Origin of the sequence: Lentisalinibacter sediminis (genome assembly GCF_040706615.1) — a bacterium.
GTDB lineage: Bacteria > Pseudomonadota > Gammaproteobacteria > Steroidobacterales > Woeseiaceae > Lentisalinibacter > Lentisalinibacter sediminis.
Genome location: NZ_JAPDRF010000002.1, coordinates 153,311 through 169,601, shown reverse-complemented (window position 1 = coordinate 169,601; position 16,291 = coordinate 153,311). Strand labels below are relative to the sequence as shown.

Annotated in this window: 16 protein-coding genes; 11 read left to right on the top strand and 5 right to left on the bottom strand. The window is 68.9% G+C overall.

All coding sequences use genetic code 11. From position 1 onward, the window contains the following. Positions 1–13 precede the first annotated feature (13 nt). Positions 14–949: a PA2778 family cysteine peptidase gene (locus tag ACJMKX_RS03680; RefSeq protein WP_405221194.1), complete on the top strand. Its 936-nt coding sequence runs from the start codon at positions 14–16 to the stop codon at positions 947–949. Between the two features lie 7 nt (positions 950–956). Here the strand turns inward: ACJMKX_RS03680 and ACJMKX_RS03675 are convergent, their stop codons facing one another. Beyond that, entirely contained in the window at positions 957–2,723 is a 1,767-nt protein-coding gene (locus tag ACJMKX_RS03675; protein WP_405221191.1) for a monovalent cation:proton antiporter-2 (CPA2) family protein, read from the bottom strand. Positions 2,724–2,894: 171 nt separating this feature from the next. Here ACJMKX_RS03675 and ACJMKX_RS03670 point away from each other — a divergent pair, with 171 nt between their 5' ends. Further along, complete coding sequence (locus ACJMKX_RS03670) at positions 2,895–3,845, top strand: dienelactone hydrolase family protein (protein WP_405221189.1); 951 nt, start codon at positions 2,895–2,897, stop codon at positions 3,843–3,845. Here the strand turns inward: ACJMKX_RS03670 and ACJMKX_RS03665 are convergent. After that, positions 3,815–4,312 (bottom strand): hypothetical protein, encoded by a 498-nt coding sequence (locus ACJMKX_RS03665; RefSeq protein WP_405221186.1) that lies wholly within the window; start codon positions 4,310–4,312, stop codon positions 3,815–3,817. The two genes, ACJMKX_RS03670 and ACJMKX_RS03665, sit on opposite strands and share 31 nt — an antisense overlap. A 74-nt stretch (positions 4,313–4,386) precedes the next feature. On the opposite strand from ACJMKX_RS03665, the gene ACJMKX_RS03660 reads away from it, so the two are divergent. The 4 genes from ACJMKX_RS03660 (at position 4,387) to ACJMKX_RS03645 (ending at position 9,187) form a co-directional block, all read left to right on the top strand. Further along, positions 4,387–4,704, top strand: coding sequence for a PGPGW domain-containing protein (locus ACJMKX_RS03660; RefSeq protein WP_405221183.1), 318 nt, complete (start codon positions 4,387–4,389; stop codon positions 4,702–4,704). Positions 4,705–5,070: 366 nt separating this feature from the next. Continuing rightward, the gene (locus tag ACJMKX_RS03655) at positions 5,071–6,891 is read left to right on the top strand and encodes a sigma 54-interacting transcriptional regulator (protein ID WP_405221180.1); all 1,821 of its coding nucleotides are present in this window, start codon (positions 5,071–5,073) and stop codon (positions 6,889–6,891) included. 14 nt (positions 6,892–6,905) lie between these two features. Next, positions 6,906–8,048, top strand: coding sequence for a tetratricopeptide repeat protein (locus ACJMKX_RS03650; RefSeq protein ID WP_405221177.1), 1,143 nt, complete (start codon positions 6,906–6,908; stop codon positions 8,046–8,048). 104 nt (positions 8,049–8,152) lie between these two features. Continuing rightward, entirely contained in the window at positions 8,153–9,187 is a 1,035-nt protein-coding gene (locus ACJMKX_RS03645) for an NADP-dependent oxidoreductase (protein ID WP_405221174.1), read from the top strand. Positions 9,188–9,224: 37 nt separating this feature from the next. On the opposite strand, the gene ACJMKX_RS03640 is transcribed toward ACJMKX_RS03645, so the two are convergent. Further along, positions 9,225–10,067: an anti-sigma factor domain-containing protein gene (locus tag ACJMKX_RS03640; RefSeq protein WP_405221172.1), complete on the bottom strand. Its 843-nt coding sequence runs from the start codon at positions 10,065–10,067 to the stop codon at positions 9,225–9,227. Then, positions 10,064–10,627 carry an RNA polymerase sigma factor gene (locus tag ACJMKX_RS03635; protein WP_405221169.1) on the bottom strand — a complete coding sequence of 188 codons (564 nt, stop codon included), beginning with the start codon at positions 10,625–10,627 and terminating at the stop codon, positions 10,064–10,066. Before ACJMKX_RS03635 ends, ACJMKX_RS03640 begins: the two co-directional genes overlap by 4 nt. 428 nt (positions 10,628–11,055) lie before the next feature. On the opposite strand from ACJMKX_RS03635, the gene ACJMKX_RS03630 reads away from it, so the two are divergent. From ACJMKX_RS03630 to ACJMKX_RS03620, 3 genes are read left to right on the top strand one after another with little or no spacing between them, the layout of a single operon-like run. Then, positions 11,056–11,709: a CDP-alcohol phosphatidyltransferase family protein gene (locus ACJMKX_RS03630; protein WP_405221166.1), complete on the top strand. Its 654-nt coding sequence runs from the start codon at positions 11,056–11,058 to the stop codon at positions 11,707–11,709. Continuing rightward, positions 11,709–12,395, top strand: a complete 687-nt coding sequence (locus ACJMKX_RS03625; protein ID WP_405221163.1) for an HAD family hydrolase — start codon at positions 11,709–11,711, stop codon at positions 12,393–12,395. Before ACJMKX_RS03630 ends, ACJMKX_RS03625 begins: the two co-directional genes overlap by 1 nt. Before the next feature lie 4 nt (positions 12,396–12,399). After that, positions 12,400–13,116 carry a TVP38/TMEM64 family protein gene (locus ACJMKX_RS03620; RefSeq protein WP_405221160.1) on the top strand — a complete coding sequence of 239 codons (717 nt, stop codon included), beginning with the start codon at positions 12,400–12,402 and terminating at the stop codon, positions 13,114–13,116. A gap of 4 nt (positions 13,117–13,120) precedes the next feature. Here the strand turns inward: ACJMKX_RS03620 and ACJMKX_RS03615 are convergent, their stop codons facing one another. Continuing rightward, positions 13,121–14,128 carry a DUF3187 family protein gene (locus ACJMKX_RS03615; RefSeq protein WP_405221156.1) on the bottom strand — a complete coding sequence of 336 codons (1,008 nt, stop codon included), beginning with the start codon at positions 14,126–14,128 and terminating at the stop codon, positions 13,121–13,123. Between the two features lie 69 nt (positions 14,129–14,197). On the opposite strand from ACJMKX_RS03615, the gene dacB reads away from it, so the two are divergent. Next, on the top strand, positions 14,198–15,634 hold the full coding sequence (gene dacB, locus ACJMKX_RS03610; protein ID WP_405221153.1) for a D-alanyl-D-alanine carboxypeptidase/D-alanyl-D-alanine endopeptidase: 1,437 nt from the start codon (positions 14,198–14,200) through the stop codon (positions 15,632–15,634). Positions 15,635–15,696: 62 nt separating this feature from the next. Then, positions 15,697–16,281, top strand: coding sequence for a TIGR04211 family SH3 domain-containing protein (locus ACJMKX_RS03605; protein ID WP_405221150.1), 585 nt, complete (start codon positions 15,697–15,699; stop codon positions 16,279–16,281). The last annotated feature ends 10 nt before the right edge of the window (positions 16,282–16,291 follow it).

The window sequence follows — 16,291 nt, the reverse complement described above, 5'->3', positions numbered from 1 at the left end:
GCGCCGGGCGCCGATGCGCCGGCTGCAGCGGCTTGCAGTCTGCGTGGGCGTCCTGGCGCTCGGGGGGTGCGCCGCACCCGGCGTGCCGGTGGCCGACATGACGTCGGCGCCGCTCGAACTCGAGGACACGCCGTTCTTCCCCCAGGAGCGCTACCAGTGCGGTCCCGCTGCACTGGCCACCGTGCTGTCCGCCTCCGGCGTGGCAGTGGCGCCGGAGGCGCTGGTGGACGAGGTCTTTCTGCCCGGCAGGCAGGGTTCGCTGCAGGCGGAGCTGATCGCCACCGCGCGGCGCCGCGGCCGCGTGCCCTACCGGCTGCCACCGTTCCAGGAGGCCCTCGCCGCCGAACTCGCCGCGGGACGGCCCGTGCTGGTGTTGCAGAACCTCGGCGTCAGCGCCTTCCCGCGCTGGCACTATGCCGTCGTCGTGGGCATGGACCCGGAGCGGGATGCCTACGTGCTCCGTTCGGGTACCGAGCGGCGCCGTGTGACCGGCCGCGGCGTATTCCTGCGCACCTGGTCGCGCAGCGGGAACTGGGGGCTGGTGATGCTGGACCGCGCCGAGTTGCCGGCAGCCGACGACCCGGACGGCTATCTGCGCGCCCTCGCCGCCGTGGAGGCGACGGGCGGCATCGCGCTGGCCCGGGCCGGTTATCGCGCTGCGCTCGGGCGCTGGCCCGGCAATCGGCTCGCCCGGCTGGGCCTCGGCAATATCGCGCTGGCAGGGGGGCGACCGGAGGAGGCGGCATCTCACTACCGGGCATTGCTCGACGACGACCCCGACGACCTGGTCGCCCTGAACAATCTGGCAGAGGCCCTCGGCCGGGCCGGCAGGCCGCCGGAGGCGCTGCGATACATCGAGCGGGCGCTGGCCGCGGCCCCGCCCGGCCACCCGTTGCGGCCGGTGCTGGAGCAGACCCGGCGCGATCTCGCTGGCGCCGCGCAGAACTGACTGTCGATCAGTCTTTGCGGCGGTCGGCGCGGATCAGGGACTCGAGTTCCCGGGCGGCGTCCCGGGTGGTCTGCACCAGCTCGTCCATGTCATGGGCCACGGCTTGCTGGCGGCGGAGCGTGGCCTCGTCGTGTTCGGCGAACATCGCCACGATGCGCGCCGCCTCCTTCTCGCCGATGCCGTAGTCGTGCAGCAGGCGCTCGCTCATCACCAGGCTCGAGTGCAGCGTCTCGCGGATGATCACCTGCACACCGAGATCCATGAGCGCATAGGCGTGCAGGCGGTTTCTGGCGCGCGCCAGGATCGTCACTTTCGGATAATGCTGGCGGACGTAGCGAGCGAGCTTCACGGACTTGTCCACGTCGCCGAGCGCCAGGACGAAGAAGCGGGCGTGCTCTATCCCTGCCGCTTTCAGCAGATCGGGCCGGGAGGCATCCCCGAAATGCACGACGTTACCGAAGCGCCTCACCGCGTCCAGCCGTTCCGGGCTGTTCTCCAGGGCGGTGAACGGGATGCCGCGCGAGCGCAGGATGCGGCCGATGATCTGTCCCACGCGGCCGAAGCCGGCGATGAGGATGTCGTTGTGCTGGGCCGGCATCCGGTCGTATTCGGGTTCCGGCGCCAGGGGCGCCGTGCGCCGGCCCCAGGCCTCGTTGGCGATGTAGAGCAGCGGCGTCACCGCCATGGACAGGATCACGGCCACAATCAGCAGCTCGGAGGTCGCACGGTCGAGCACGCCGGCCGCGACGGCGGCCGTGAAGATGACGAACGCGAACTCGCCGCCCTGCGGCAGCACCAGCGACATGGAGCGGGACTCGTTATTGCCCAGGCCGAACAGTCGGGCGAGCGCGTAGATGACCGTGGCCTTGACCAGCAGGAGGGCGACGACGATGCCGAATACGTCCCCGGGCCGCGATGCGATGAGTCCGAGATTCACCGACATGCCGACGGCGATGAAGAACAGTCCGAGCAGCAGGCCCTTGAACGGCTCGATGTCAGCCTCGAGCTGGTGCCGATACTCGGAGTCGGCCAGCAGCATGCCGGCCACGAAGGCTCCCAGCCCCATGGACAGGTCCGCCACCTCCATCAGGGTGGCCGAGCCGATCACCACCAGCAGCGCCACGGCCGTGAACAGCTCCTCGATGCCGGTGCCGGCCACCCAGCGCAGCACCGGCCGCAGCAGGTAGCGGCCGCCGAATACCAGCGCCAGCAGGGCGGCGATACCGAGCAGCCAGCGGCCCGCCCCGGTGCCGCCGTCCGGCGCGGTGGTGGCCAGCAGCGGGACCACGGCCAGGATCGGGATCACCGCGAGGTCCTGGAACAGCAGGATGGAGAACGCCGAGCGGCCGAAGCGGCTCGTCAGCTGCTGCTTCTCGGCCAGCAGCTGCAGCACGAAAGCCGTCGATGAGAGGGCGAGGCCGCCGCCAGCGACCACGGCGGCCTCTGCGGGCATACCCGCCGCCCAGGCCAGCCCGCCGATCAGGACGCCCGTCACCAGCACCTGGGCCGCACCCAGCCCGAACACCATACGGCGCAATACCCAGAGCCGCGAGGGCTGCAGTTCGAGGCCGATCACGAACAGGAGGAATACGACCCCGAGTTCGGAGAAGTGCAGGATATGGTCGACCTCGGAGATCAGACCGAGCGCCCAGGGGCCGATCGCCAGCCCGCCCAGCAGATAGCCGAGCACGGAGCCGAAACCGAGTCGCTTCGCCACCGGCACCGCGATGACGGCCGTGATCAGGTAGACGAGCGCTTCGTGCAGATACCCCACGTTCTTCTTTCCCGGGCGGTCGGCGGTGGCGCTAGTGTGTCATCCGGTCCCCCGACCGGCAACAAGCACCGGCGACAAGCCCCGTCGACACGCTCCGGCGGCGATTGCCGACAATTGCCGGCGATTGCCGGGAACGAGCCGCGGCAGCCCGTTTTTGTTTACACTTCGGGCATGGTTATCTCAGTTCGCCGGTTCCTGCCCGCCTCCTGGTTCATCGTCGCAGCACTCGCCCTGATGTCTGCCGCCTGCGGTGGCGAGGGCAGCAATGGCGGCAATGGTGGCGCGGGGGGAGTCTCTCCGCCGTCCGGTGACAAACCGGCCGCTTCCATGAGCCGCGAGAACGTCGATGCCATGTCCCGGGAGCATGCGGATGACGAGGCGGTGCCGAGCGGTGCCGCGGGCGCGGCAGCCGGCGGCGTGGTAAGCGAGGAGCTGCCCTACGCCGACGTCGACGGCAGCCTGGTGCGCGGCTACTTCGCCGCCCCCGGGGACATGGTGGAGCCTCTGCCGGCGGTCATCATGATCCACGAGTGGTGGGGACTGAACGACAACATCCGGGCCATGGCCGATCGTCTCGCCGCGGCAGGCTACATGGTGCTCGCCGTCGACCTGTACGGCGGCCGGACGGCCGCCACGCCGTCGGATGCCCGCACGCTCATGATGGAGTTGCTCGAGAACCAGGAGCAGGCGGAGGAGAATCTGCGCCAGGCCTATGCCTTCCTGCAGGAAGTGGGCGCTCCCGGCGTGGCTGCCATCGGCTGGTGCCTGGGCGGCCACTGGTCACTGCGCACGGCGTTGCTGTTCCCGCAGCGCCTGGATGCGGCGGTGATCTATTACGGTCAGGTCATCCTGGACGAGGAGGAGCTCGCGCCGCTGGAGGTACCGCTGCTGGGTCTGTTCGCCGAGGAAGACACCGGCATCAGGCTCGAGTCCGTGCAGGCGTTCCGCGCGGCGATGGACGAGCTGGAGAAGGATCTGACCCTGAAGATATATCCGGACGTCGGCCACGCTTTCGCCAACCCAACGGGTAACAATTTCGATCGGGAAGCGGCCGAGGATGCCTGGGCGCTGACCCTCGACTTTCTCGCCGATCATCTGCCGGCGGGATCCTCCGGCGGCTGATCCGCGCCCGGGCACCAGTAGGAGACGTCCACGTCGGTGCTCGCGTAGAGCAGGCGCGAACCGCGTTCCGCGTGACTGCAGCGCGCCGATGCCGTGCCGCTGAACGCGCCCCGCAGCAGCTTCAGGGAACCTTCCGCGGCCTCGGTGTCCGAACAGAGCAGACGCCGGTTGATACCCTGTAGCTGGCGGGGCGAAACGGCCAGTGTCAGCTCCATGCTGTCTTCATCGTCCAGACTGGCGGGGTCCGGCGTAAGTCGGGTATCGGCGATGGATACGGACAGCGAGGCGAGCTTCTCGTCCTCGCCGCAGGCGGCCACGAGCCGCAGGAAAAAGCGCACGGGCTCACGTTCGCCGAGCAGCGGCGCCGCGCCGGATCCCTCGAGCGCCTGCTTCAGTTCGAGCACGCCGGCGCGGCCGGGCACAGCGCCGAGGCAGAGACAGGCCATTAGCAGAATGAGTCTTCGCATGGGGCGCAACGATAATCCGGACGCATATTGATGCACAATATGTGCGCTTGCCTCGGGCGGGCAGGGAGTCCTGAATGATCAAGAACGCCGCCAAAATCACCTACAAGGCCGCGAAGCGCACCGTGGTCTTCGTGGTGGGCGTCACCGTCGCAATCACCGGCGTGGTGATGCTGGTGACGCCGGGGCCCGCGTTCATCGTCATCCCTCTGGGCCTGGCCATCCTCAGTATCGAGTTCGCGTGGGCGCGGCGCTGGCTGCGCCGCATCCGGCAACGTATCAGCGACACGGCGTCCGCGAGCCGTTCGCGCCGGGCCGGTCAGCGCCGCAGCGCCGCCGAGGCGCAGGGCGGCCAGGGAGACGAGGAGAAAAGAAAACAGGGGCCGGAGGCATAACCGGCGTTCAGCAGGGGGGCATCCGACTCGGATCACCCTCCGGCCCCTGATGGTCGACACCGGCGGGGGAACTGGTGCCGACGGACCCGCAGCGGGTCCTGAGAGCCCGGCTTCGCGCCGGGGTTTTTGTCGGCGTCCGCTGCCGGCGGCGGGGGAGAGAATGACCGGCCGGGAAGGGACGCCTCGAAACACGTTGTCGGCCGGGAGGCTCGGGCCTGTCCGGCATTCGTGGCTTCCGTTGCACGGACCGTGCCAATTCAATTTTTCTCCGCTGGACAAGCAGTTAGCCCGGAAGCAGGTAGGCACGGAATTTCGTGATTTACGAAAATTCGTGATCTATTTGACGGAATTCCGTATATTCCGGTCATGGACGTAGCACAGGGATATCGGCGGTTGTTGCGGCGCGTGCCGGTGCTGGGCGCTCTCCTCGACGAAGAGGGCAAATTCATCGACGTGACCGACCGCTTCTGCGAGCGGCTCGGCTACGAGCGCAGCGACCTGGTAGGCCGGCGGCCGCTGGACTTCACCACGGTCAGCTGCGCCGCGCGCATCGAGCGGGAGATATTGCCGAAGCTGAGACGCACCGGGCGGGCGGTGGACGAACCGGTGGAGTTCCTCTCCGTCTCCGGCGAGGAAGTCTTCCTGGTATCCAGTGCCGTCATCGAGCAGGAACCGCAGAGCGGCTATATCCGCACCGTGGCGTTCTATCAGGAACTCGGCGATTCGGGGAAGGTGGAGCGCAAGTACCGTCAACTCTACCGGGCCACGCCGGCCATGCTGCACATCGTGGATGCCGAGGGGCGTATCACCCAGGTAAGCGACCACTGGTTGAAGACCATGGGATACCGGGCCGAAGACGTGCTCGGGCGTTCCATACTCGATTTCCTGTCGGAGTCCTACCGCTCCGAGCTCGGCGGCGGCCGGCTGCAGCGGGTGATCAGCGAGGGCAACGTAAGCGGCCGCGACCGGCAGATGGTGACCCGGGACGGGCAGGTGATCGACACGATCATGTCCAGCGTGTCCGAACGCGACGCGAAGGGACGTGTGGTGCAGCTGCTGGTGGCCTCCACCGACGTCACGGAGCGCAACCGGGCCGAACAGGCGCTGCGCGAGACGCTGGCCGAGAACGCCCGGCTGCGCGAGGAACTGGAACGCGAGCGCGACTACCTCCGCGAAGAGGTGAATGTGGCCATGAACTATGGCCGCATCGTCGGCGAGAGCCCGGTGCTCAAGGCGATGCTGGGCCGGCTCGAGGCCGTGGCCGGGACACCGGCGAACGTCCTCATCGAGGGCGAATCGGGCGTGGGCAAGGAACTCGTGGCGCGTGCCATCCACGCGCGCAGCCCGAGGGCCGACGCGTCGCTCGTGAAGGTGAACTGCGCCACCATTCCGGAAGAACTGTTCGAGAGCGAATTCTTCGGCCACGTGAAGGGGGCCTTCACCGGTGCGCATCGCGACCGGGTCGGGCGATTCCAGCTCGCCGATGGCGGCACCATCTTCCTCGATGAAGTGGGGGAGATTCCCGTCGAGCTGCAGGGCAAGCTGCTGCGGGTATTGCAGGAACGCGAGTTCGAGCGGGTGGGCGACGACGTCACCCGTACCGTGGACGTGCGCGTGATCGCGGCCACCAACCGGGACCTGCGCCAGGACGTGGAGCAGGGCCGCTTCCGCGAGGATCTGTTCTACCGGCTCGGGGTGTTCCCGATCGAGGTGCCGCCCCTGCGCAAGCGCGGCGACGACGTCGTGCAGATCGCCCAGCATTTCCTGGAGCAGGCCTGCCGCGAGTTCGGCCGCAAGCCGCTGACGCTGAGCACCGCGCACGTCGAAGCCATCCGCGCCTACGACTGGCCCGGTAACGTGCGCGAGCTCAAGAATGTGATCGAGCGGGCCGTGATACTCTCGGCGGGGAACGTTCTGCGGCTGGACCTGTCTCTACCTGAAGGAGAGGCATACGGCGAGCGAAAGCGCGACGCGCCGCTGCGCAGGGAGGCGCCGCGCGCTTTCCTGACGGAAGCGCAGATGAAGGAGCGCCTGCGGGAGAATGTCGTCGCCGCTCTCGAGCATGCTGACTGGAAAGTCTCCGGTCCCGGTGGCGCCGCCGAACTGCTCGGTGTGCGGCCGACGACGCTGACCGACCGCATGCGCGCCATGGGCATCCGCCGGCCCGAACGGCGGGGAGCGGCCTGACGCGGAGGGCAGCGATGACGGCAACGGGGGTGAAGGTTGTCACGACGGTGAAGACCACGGCCGTGGCGGCGGGTCTGGCGTTCATGCTGGCAGCCGGCTGTGCCGCCGTTCCCGCCCAGCGCTCCGCGCCACGCCTGGCACCGGTTCCCGAACCCTACCTCAGTCGCGTCGCTGCCGTGCGAACGCCGCCCAGCGCCGAGGACATCCTCGACCTCACGCCCGAGATGCTCGGCTATCTCGAGACCCACATCGACGATGGCTGGTTCCGGACCCACAAGGTCCGCTCCCTGTCGCGCCTGCTGCTGCATCCCGGGCTGCTCGGCATCGACTACGATGCGCGGCGCACCGGCACCGCCGCCGAGACATTCCGCACTCGGGCGGGCAACTGTCTCTCCCTTTCCATCCTGTTCGTCGCCATGGCCCGCGAGCTCGGGCTCGACGCCCGCTTCCAGCAGGTGGAGGTGGTGCCCGAATGGGACATGGAGGGCGACATCCTGTTCGCCGCGCGTCACGTGAACGTCTACGGCCGCCTGCGCGGGTGGGGCGATTACGTTATGGATTTCTATCCGTTCCCGGAGGAACCCCGCGGCCGCCGCAGGATGCTGACCGATGGCGAGGCGATAGGGCAGTTCTACAATAACCAGGGCGCGACGCGGCTGGCGGCCGGCGACTATGCCGGTGCCTGGGTGTACTTCCGCGCGGCCATCCGCGAGGCATCCCGCTGGAGCGACACCTGGTCGAACCTGGGTCTCCTGTATCAGCGCCTCGGCGATGACCGCAGCGCGGAGGACATGCTGCGCTACGCCCTCGTCCTGGAGCCGGACAACACTTCCGCCATCAATAACCTCGCCGTGCTGCTGCACCGCCAGGGCCGTGACGAGGAGGCGGGGAAGTGGCTCGACGAGATCCAGCGGGTCCGCAAGAGCAATCCCTATTACTACTACGCGCTGGCGCGGCAGGCGGAGGCGGACGGCGACTACGGGCGGGCGCTGTCGCACATCGAACGCGCCATACGCATGAAGCGCGAAGAGTCCCTGTTCCACCGCAAGGCGGCCGAGCTCGCGCGGCTGCTCGAGGACGACGGTACGGGCGAGGCGTACCGTACCACCGGCGACGCCCGGACCGCGCCCGGCGAACCGGAGCCCGCCCTCCTCTGAGCCACGTCGCTCTACCTCTGTACAATGACATGCCCGGCGCGCGCGGCCCGGCTGGGTATGGTCCGGCTCGTAGGATCCGGCCGACACGAGCAACAGGAGAGAGCATGAACGACGTCAATCGGCAACTGGTACTCGCCACGCGTCCCACGGGCATGGTGGGCGACGAACACTTCGAGTTGAAGGAGTCTCCCGTGCCCGAGCCGGGCGACGGCCAGGTGTTGCTGCGCACGCTCTGGTTCTCCTTCGATCCGGCCCAGCGAGGCTGGCTGAACGACGTGCGGAGTTACGTCCCGCCGGTGCAGATCGGCGAGCCCATGCGTGCCGGCGCGGTCGCCCAGGTGGTGGCGAGCCGCCATGCGGACTTCGGCGAGGGTGAGCTCGTGCAGGGCATGCTGAGCTGGCAGGACTACGTGGTGGCGGACCCGGAAGGCCCGCTGCCGCTGACGAAGATCCCGGCCGGGGTGCCGCCCACCTGGTTCCTCGGCGTACTCGGCATCACCGGCATCACCGCCTATTTCGGACTGCTGGATATCGGCCGGCCGCAGCCGGGCGACACGGTGGTGGTCTCGGGCGCTGCCGGCGCCACCGGCTCGGTGGCGGGCCAGATCGCGAAGATCAAGGGAGCGCGGGTCATCGGCATCGCCGGCGGCGAGGAGAAATGCGGCTGGCTCACCGACGAATTCGGTTTCGATGCGGCCATCGACTACAAGAACGAGGATGTCGGCGCGCGGCTGGCGGAGCTCTGCAGCGACGGCATCGACGTGTTCTTCGACAACGTAGGCGGGCCGATGCTGGATGCGGTCCTGGCAAACCTGGCGCAGCACGCCCGCATCGTGCTCTGCGGCGGCATCTCCACCGGCTACGGCACCGACCAGCCGCCGGGACCGAAGAACTACATGCAGCTGGTCGTGCGCTCCTCGCGCATGGAAGGCTTCATCGTCCTCAACTACCGGGAACGCTTCCCGGAGGCGGTCGAGGCGCTCGGCGGCTGGCTCGGCGAAGGGAAGATCCGCGTGAAGGAGGATATCCAGGAAGGCGGGATCGAGGATTGCCCCGCGACCCTCCAGCGGCTGTTCCGCGGCGCCAACCGGGGCAAGCAGCTGTTGAAGGTGGCGGAGCCACCGCTGCCGCAGCCCTAGGCGGGCCGACTATCGACCGCTTGTCGCCGGCGCGCGCTCAGCCGGCGCTGGCGACGACCAGCAGCGGGCCGTCCGAAACCACCACGCCGCCCGGCTGCTCGCGGGTGATCGCGAACGCCTGGGGATCGATAACGCCGAGCTTTGCCCGGATCGGCACGATCACCTCGCCGGTACCGGCCGGGATGTCGAAGACGCCGCCGTCCACCGGCTGCTCGTCCCGCTCGGGGTCGACGATCCAGAGCTGGTACTGGGAGCGCGCCGGGTCGTTGGCCGGCATGCCCGCGAGACGCAGATAGCCTTCCTGCTTCTCGTTGTTCCAGACCACGTCGCCGCTGACGCCCGCATAGTCGTCGATGTCCGGCGGACTCCAGGGCAGCACCATCGTGCCCGGCTCCTCGCGGATCAGCTCGGCACGGGTCTCCACCGGAATCGCGCCGCCCGGCTCTTCCGGCAGCGGACGATTCACGACCAGCAACGCCACCAGCAGCATCGCCGCCGCCGCCCAGCCGAGTCGATTGAATGTGCTGCCGGCGAGACCGTTGTTGCCGCTCCCGCCGCTCTTCTGCGTGTCTTCGCCCTTGCGCGTCCGGCTGCCGATGTCGGTGACTGTGGCCGATGTGCGCGGCGCATCGCCGCCCGCGCGGGCGCGGGCGTCCGCCAGCAGACGCTCCTTCAGTCCTGCCGGCATCTCCTCGCCGTAACCGGCGCCGGCGGCGAAGGCATTTGTCGCCGCGGCGGCCGCGAGCTCCATGTCTTCCGGGTCCGTCTCGCTGTCGGCGGCTGCGAGCAGCCGGTCGAGCTCCCGCTCCTCTTCCGGAGACAGCCCCTCGGTGGCCCTGGCCACCAGGAGGTCCAGCATTTCTTCGTTGCGTGCGTTCATGACAACGCCCCCCCGTCGGCGGCGCCAGTCTCACCGAGTTGCTCCCGGATCTGCAGCAGGCCCCGCCGCAGCAGACTCTTCACGGTGCCGAGTGGCATGCCGGTCTCCGCGGCGATGGCCGAGTGGGACATGCCGAGCCAGGTCGACATGCGGATCACCTGCTGCTGTTCCGGCTTCATGTTGTTCAGGACCTCGACCACTATCTCCGTCTCGGCCGAGGCTTCCAGGGCCCGATGGCCGTCGCCGGACAGCGCGTACTCGACGTCTTCGAGATTCTCCCGGTCCGGTTCGCGCCGGTGCTTGCGCAGTCGGTCGATGAGACGCCGCCGGGCGATCATGCTGATGTACGTGGCTTCCGCCGATTTGGATGGATCGAAACGGCCGGCCGTGTTCCAGATCTCGACGAAGATCTCCTGCACGGCGTCTTCGGCATCCGCCTCCACGGCGATGAAACGACGGGCCAGCGACCACACCAGCCCGCTGTAGCGCTCCACACACTGCGCCACCGCGGCCTGGTCGCCGCTGCCGATCCTCTCGAGTAAGCTTGCTTGCCCCGTCACCTGCCGTCCTGGTTGTCGAACTGGTTGCCTGCCGGTTCGGCGTGCCGGCTCGTTGTTGCGATAGCGCTGTGCCGCATCCGCGGCGGCATTGCCGCCGCGGACAGCGCGTAGCTGCACGCCGGCACTCACGGGAACCGCACTCCCGGACCGGCGATCACGGGGCGCAAGCTTAGCAATCTTTGCCGGTCCAGCGTAGCCATCCGCCGGCCGTGCGGGCACACGCCGGCACCGGCGTGGTCGCGGACAGGACGGGTGCCGTGCGGTTTCGTGGCGATGTTCAGGGTGATACTCATGTTCTGACCTCTGCCGGTGCTCCTGCGCCGGCTGGCTGTCAGAACCGGTTTTCGCCGTGGCACGGGCTTCGGATGCAGGATCTGCGCAGCCTCCCGGCACGCCGGGCGGTGTGATTGCTCAGGTATAATCCGCCCGTGGCCAATCTCATAACACTCAGCCGGTTGCTGCTGCTCATTGTGGTGGTCGCCATCGCCTACCAGCCCGAGCACCCGTGGTGGCAGTTGGCGAACGTGCCGCTGTTGATATTCCTGTTCGTCACCGATGGCCTGGACGGCTGGGTGGCCCGGCGCAGGAACGAGACCTCCCTGTTCGGCGCCATGTTCGACATCGCCGGCGACCGTATCGTCGAGCTCACCATGTGGATCGTGCTGGCGGACCTGGACCTGGTGCCGGTATGGGTGCCGCTGGTATTCGTCATCCGCGGCACGGTGGTGGATACCATCCGCGCCAATCAGGTGACCAGCGAGGGCAAGTCGCCGTTCAGCATGATCCGCTCGCCGCTCGGGCAGTGGCTGGTGGGCGGGCGCTTCATGCGTGGCTTCTATGCCGTGCTGAAGGCCACCGCCTTCTGCTGGCTGCTGCTGCTGCAGCCGCTGCCGACACTCGTCCCGGCCCTCTGGTCCGAGTGGTCGGGGGTGCTCGAGACGGTCGGCGCGGTCCTCGTCTATCTGGCGGTGCTGATCTGCATCCTGCGCGGCCTGCCCGTCGTCACCGAATTCGTCTACGAGGAACGCGACAGCCTGATCCCTGGATCGGGTCATGAGTCCGACCGACAGGGAAGGCGCTGATGCAGCTGGCAGTGTTCGACATCGACGGCACGCTGGTGGCCGGTCCCAGCACGGAGAAGCGCTTCTTCCTGTGGCTGCTGCGCCGGGGCAGGCTGGGCCCGCTGGGGCTGCTCGCCTTCCTGTTTTTCAATCTGCGCTGGCTGGCTCGCTATGGCCGGCACGTGGCGAAGAAGAACAAGGCGTATCTCCGCGGCATGGAGGCGGCAACGCTGGAGCGCGAGGCCCGGGCCTTCGTCGCCAGCGAGGTCGAGCCCGCCCTGCACGCACCCGCGGTCGCCAGACTCCGCCGCCACCGCGCGGCGGGCGACGGCGTGGTGCTGCTGTCCGGCACGCTCCAGCCCATCGCAGACGAGCTCGCCCGCCGACTCGGGGCCGACGAGGCGATCGGTTCCGTTTGCCTGGAGAGACGCGGACGCATCACCGGGCAGCCGCCGGCGCGTCATCCCTTCGGCGCGGACAAGTGCGCGCTGCTGGACGAGATCTGCGCCCGCCGTGGTGTGGCGGTCTCAGCCGTTGCGGCCTACGGTGATTCCCGCTGGGACCTGCCGCTGCTGGAGCGCGTCGGCACGCCGGTGGCCGTCCGTCCGGACCCGGAGCTGCAGGCGGCGGCCGAAGCGCGCGGCTGGGAGGTGCTGTCCGAAGACGCAGGCGGGGGCGTCGGACGCGCCAGCCAGGACACCGTCTGACCCGGTGAGCGGAGCCGGAAAAACCGGCGCCCGGCGCCGTCTCGTCGTCGGCGGGCTCTTCCTCACGGCAATGATCGTGGCGGTCTGGACGCTGCCGCTGGACGTCTGGCTGGATGCGGCCGCGGTCTGGATCGCGGAGCACCCGACGCTGGGTCGGGCCCTGTTCGTTGCCGGTTTCACCGTGGGCACCGCCCTGATGGTGCCGGGGTCGGTGCTGACCATGAGCGGCGGTTATCTTTTCGGACTCGCCGGCGGGGTGCCCCTGGTCTCGCTCGGCACGGCCCTCGGCGGCACGCTCTCCTATCTGGTCGGCCGTACGGTGGCGCGGGAATGGGTGCAGCAGAAGGTGGCGGGAGACCGCCGCATCGCGGCCCTCGACCAGGCCATCGCCCACCGGGGCTTCGTGGTGGTCATACTCACGCGCCTGTCACTGCTGCTGCCGTTCAATCTGCTGAACTACGCTTACGGACTCACCCGCATCCGGCTGGTGCCCTATTTCTTCGCGACCTGGATCGGGATGATCCCGGCCGTCACCCTGTACGTGTATCTCGGCTCCATCGCGAAGAACGTGGATCAGCTGGTGGACGGCGATGTGGAGACCGGCATCGCCGGCAAGCTGCTCTTCGGCGCGGGACTGCTCGCCATCGTGGCCGTCACCTGGATCATTCACCGCACGGCCACGCGGGCGTTGCGCCGCGAGATGGGAGAGGACCTGGAGTGAACCTTCAGCGACGGCCGAGGCGCAGCATGAATGTGATGTCCGGCGAGGTCTCCACGTTGATGTCCTCGGTAAAGCCGAGCTGCAGCCGATAGTGGTGGCCGATGTCGATGCCGGCACCGAGCCCCAGCATGAGGCTGCCGCCCCAGGCGTCCAGCCCGCTGTCGATCGGCGAGCTCGCGGCCTGCAACTGGCCGAGCAGCTCGATGCGTGGCGTCAGCCGCCAGCCGACGCCCGCCTGCGCCCAGCCGCCGAATTCCCGGGTAACGATCGCCGGCAGGTCCGTCTCGCCGAAACGGATGACGCCGGCCATGACATGTGCGCTCCAGCGGCCGGACCGGTCCGCCGTATCCCGTTCCCACGCGATACCCAGGGAATAGTCGGCGGCCCCGTTGCCGGTCAGTTCGTCCTCGTCGCCGGTGGGCAGTTCCACGGCGGCCCGCAGGGACAGCGAGCCGGTCGCGTCCTGGCGGAGCCGGTAACCGGCGCTAAGGCGGATGTCGCCCAGGCCGCCGCTGCTTGCTGTCAGGTCGAGCACGTCCCCGGCGCCGTTCCGGTAGGCGTAACGCAGTTCGTCCCGCGGCACCTGGTCGCGGATGCCGTCCGGCAACCCGAACAGGGCATGCCAGTCGTCGATGAGGCTGTCCAGGCTGCCGCCGCCGTGGCGGAGCCAGGGCACCTCCACGCCGAACTCCCAGCGCTCGCGGAAACGGGCCCGCAGGCGCAGCGCGGTGCGCCAGGTCTCGCCGTCCAGCAACAGTTCCTCGCCGGCGGCGGCTTCGCTGATGGAGTGGCTGGAGCCCTGCACGAGGAAGTCCAGTCGCCAGGATTCTCCCGGCGCCAGCGCAACGGACTCGCCGGGAGAGGGCAGGCCGAACAGCCCGGTGAGCGGACCGCCGTGGCGCACGTCCAGTTCCGTGGCGCCGGCCGGTTGCAGGACTGCGCAGGCGATCAGCGCCGCGATTGCGCCAAAGCCATTTGAACGTCGTCCGGATTTGCCCACACAATGCGCCATGCGCTGCTCCTCTCCGACGGTGACTGGAATGACCGCAACGGCTCGCGAAACCAGGCCGGAGTTTAACCGATGCTGATTGCTGTCCGGATTGTCGTCCTGGTCACCGCTCTTCTCGCGATGCCCGCAGCGGCGGCCCTGCCGCCCCGGGTGCAGGCCGTGCTCGACGGTCATGGTCTGAACCCGGACGACCTCAGCATCCACGTGCAGGCGCTCGACAGCGGCCGCGAGGTGCTCGCTCACAACGCGGATACGCCGCGCAATCCGGCCTCCGTGCTGAAGCTGCTCACCACCTTCGCCGCCCTCGACGAACTCGGGCCCGCGCATACCTGGAAGACGGAGGTGTACCTGGACGGCGGTCTCGAAGACGGTGTGCTCGATGGCGACCTGATCCTGCGCGGCGGTGGCGACCCGTACCTGGTCCAGGAGCGATTCTGGCTGCTGCTGCGGGAGTTGCGCCGCCGTGGCCTGCAGCGGATCGAGGGCGACCTGATCGTCGATACGGGCTATTTCCAGCCCGCGCCGGAGGATCGCGGTGCGTTCGACAACCAGCCCCTGCGCGCCTACAACGTCACGCCCCATGCGCTGCTGGTGAACTTCAACGTCGTGCGTTTCTGGTTCGAGCCGGCCGCCGAAGGCGTGCTGGTGGACATGGAGCCGCCGCTGGCCAACCTGCGTGTGGACAACCGCCTGCAACCTGCGGCGGGCCGTTGCCGCGGGTATCAGCGGGGCATCGCCGTGCGAGCCCGCCGGGACGAGCGTGCGGTGACCTTCTCCGGCGAATTTCCTGCCGCCTGCGGCCGCTACTCGCTGGCCCGCAGCGTGCTCGGGCACGAGGACTTCGTGTTCGGGCTGTTCACGGCCCTGTGGCGGGAGATGGGCGGCGAGTTCGGTGGCGAGTTCGGCGGTGGCCTGGTGGTGGCGGAGACGCCGGCCGGCGCCGAGCGGTTCTTCACCATGACCTCTCTGCCGCTGGGCGAGGTGATCCGCGCCATTAACAAGTACAGCAACAACGTCATGACCCGCCAGCTCCTCTTTACGCTGGGTGCCGAGCGTTACGGGCCGCCGGGCACGGAGGAGAAGGGACGCCGCGCGGTTGCAGAATGGCTGGACGGGCGCGGCTTCCGCTTTCCGGAGCTCGTGCTGGAGAACGGCGCCGGCCGTTCCCGCGAGGCGCGGATCACGGCCCGCCACATGGGCGAGCTGCTGAGCGCCGCCTGGGCCAGCCCCTGGATGCCGGAGTTCGCCGCCTCGATGGCCATCTCCGGCATGGACGGTACCTACGGCCGCCGGCGCGGGGGCTCCATCGCCGGCCGGGCGCGCCTGAAGACCGGATCGCTCGACCACGTCAGCACGCTGGCAGGGTACCTGCAGGCCGGGGACGGCGCCCGCTATGCGGCGGTGGTGCTGCACAATGCCGGCGACGTGCACCGGGGGCCAGGCGACGAGCTGCAGGATGCGCTGCTCGAATGGCTGAACCAGTTCTCACTTTCGGACGAGACGCCGTAGTAGACTGCCGCCGCATGGGATTATGTCACGCACAGGGCCGCTGGCCGCGGCGGTACGGTCGGGTGGCGGCGCTGCTCGCGCTGCTGGCGCTGGCGCCGCCGTCGTGGGCGCAGACGGCCTACGTGACCGATAACCTGCGCCTGGGCCTGCACCGGGCAGAGGACACCAGCGACCGTGCGTTCCGCACCCTCGAGAGCGGCCAGGAGCTGACCGTGCTGACCCGCGGCCCGCTGTATGCCCAGGTGCGGCTGCCCGACGGGACCGAAGGGTGGGTGAAGGCGGGCTTTTTGGTGGACGACAAGCCGGCGCGACTCATCGTCGATCAGACCCGGGCGGAACTCGAGCGCGTCAAACAGGAACTCGCCGACACCCGTGAGGCCTTCTCCGGCTCTGCCGGGCGCATCGCGGAGCTGGAGGGCACGACGGCCGCCCAGGCAGAGGAGCTGGCAACCGCCAGGGCCACCCTGGGCGAGCTTCGCGACGAGAACGAGGGTTTTCGCCGCAGCATGTCCCTGTACCAGTTCAGCCTGCCCTGGCCGATGGTTCTGGGTGCCGCCGTCGTCTCCCTGGCGCTCGGTTTCGTGGCGGGCATGTGGTGGATCGACCACCGCAGCCGCCGCCGTCACGGCGGCTTTCGTATCTACTGACGCGTCACCG

Excerpts from the sequence above, each read along its gene's own strand:
- ACJMKX_RS03655 (WP_405221180.1), top strand. The coding sequence starts at position 5,071 with ATGGACGTAGCACAGGGATATCGGCGGTTGTTGCGGCGCGTGCCGGTG.
- ACJMKX_RS03670 (WP_405221189.1), top strand. The coding sequence starts at position 2,895 with ATGGTTATCTCAGTTCGCCGGTTCCTGCCCGCCTCCTGGTTCATCGTC.
- ACJMKX_RS03640 (WP_405221172.1), bottom strand. The coding sequence starts at position 10,067 with ATGAACGCACGCAACGAAGAAATGCTGGACCTCCTGGTGGCCAGGGCC.
- ACJMKX_RS03650 (WP_405221177.1), top strand. The coding sequence starts at position 6,906 with ATGACGGCAACGGGGGTGAAGGTTGTCACGACGGTGAAGACCACGGCC.
- dacB (WP_405221153.1), top strand. The coding sequence starts at position 14,198 with ATGCTGATTGCTGTCCGGATTGTCGTCCTGGTCACCGCTCTTCTCGCG.
- ACJMKX_RS03660 (WP_405221183.1), top strand. The coding sequence starts at position 4,387 with ATGATCAAGAACGCCGCCAAAATCACCTACAAGGCCGCGAAGCGCACC.
- ACJMKX_RS03680 (WP_405221194.1), top strand. The coding sequence starts at position 14 with ATGCGCCGGCTGCAGCGGCTTGCAGTCTGCGTGGGCGTCCTGGCGCTC.
- ACJMKX_RS03625 (WP_405221163.1), top strand. The coding sequence starts at position 11,709 with ATGCAGCTGGCAGTGTTCGACATCGACGGCACGCTGGTGGCCGGTCCC.
- ACJMKX_RS03615 (WP_405221156.1), bottom strand. The coding sequence starts at position 14,128 with ATGGCGCATTGTGTGGGCAAATCCGGACGACGTTCAAATGGCTTTGGC.
- ACJMKX_RS03645 (WP_405221174.1), top strand. The coding sequence starts at position 8,153 with ATGAACGACGTCAATCGGCAACTGGTACTCGCCACGCGTCCCACGGGC.
- ACJMKX_RS03665 (WP_405221186.1), bottom strand. The coding sequence starts at position 4,312 with ATGCGAAGACTCATTCTGCTAATGGCCTGTCTCTGCCTCGGCGCTGTG.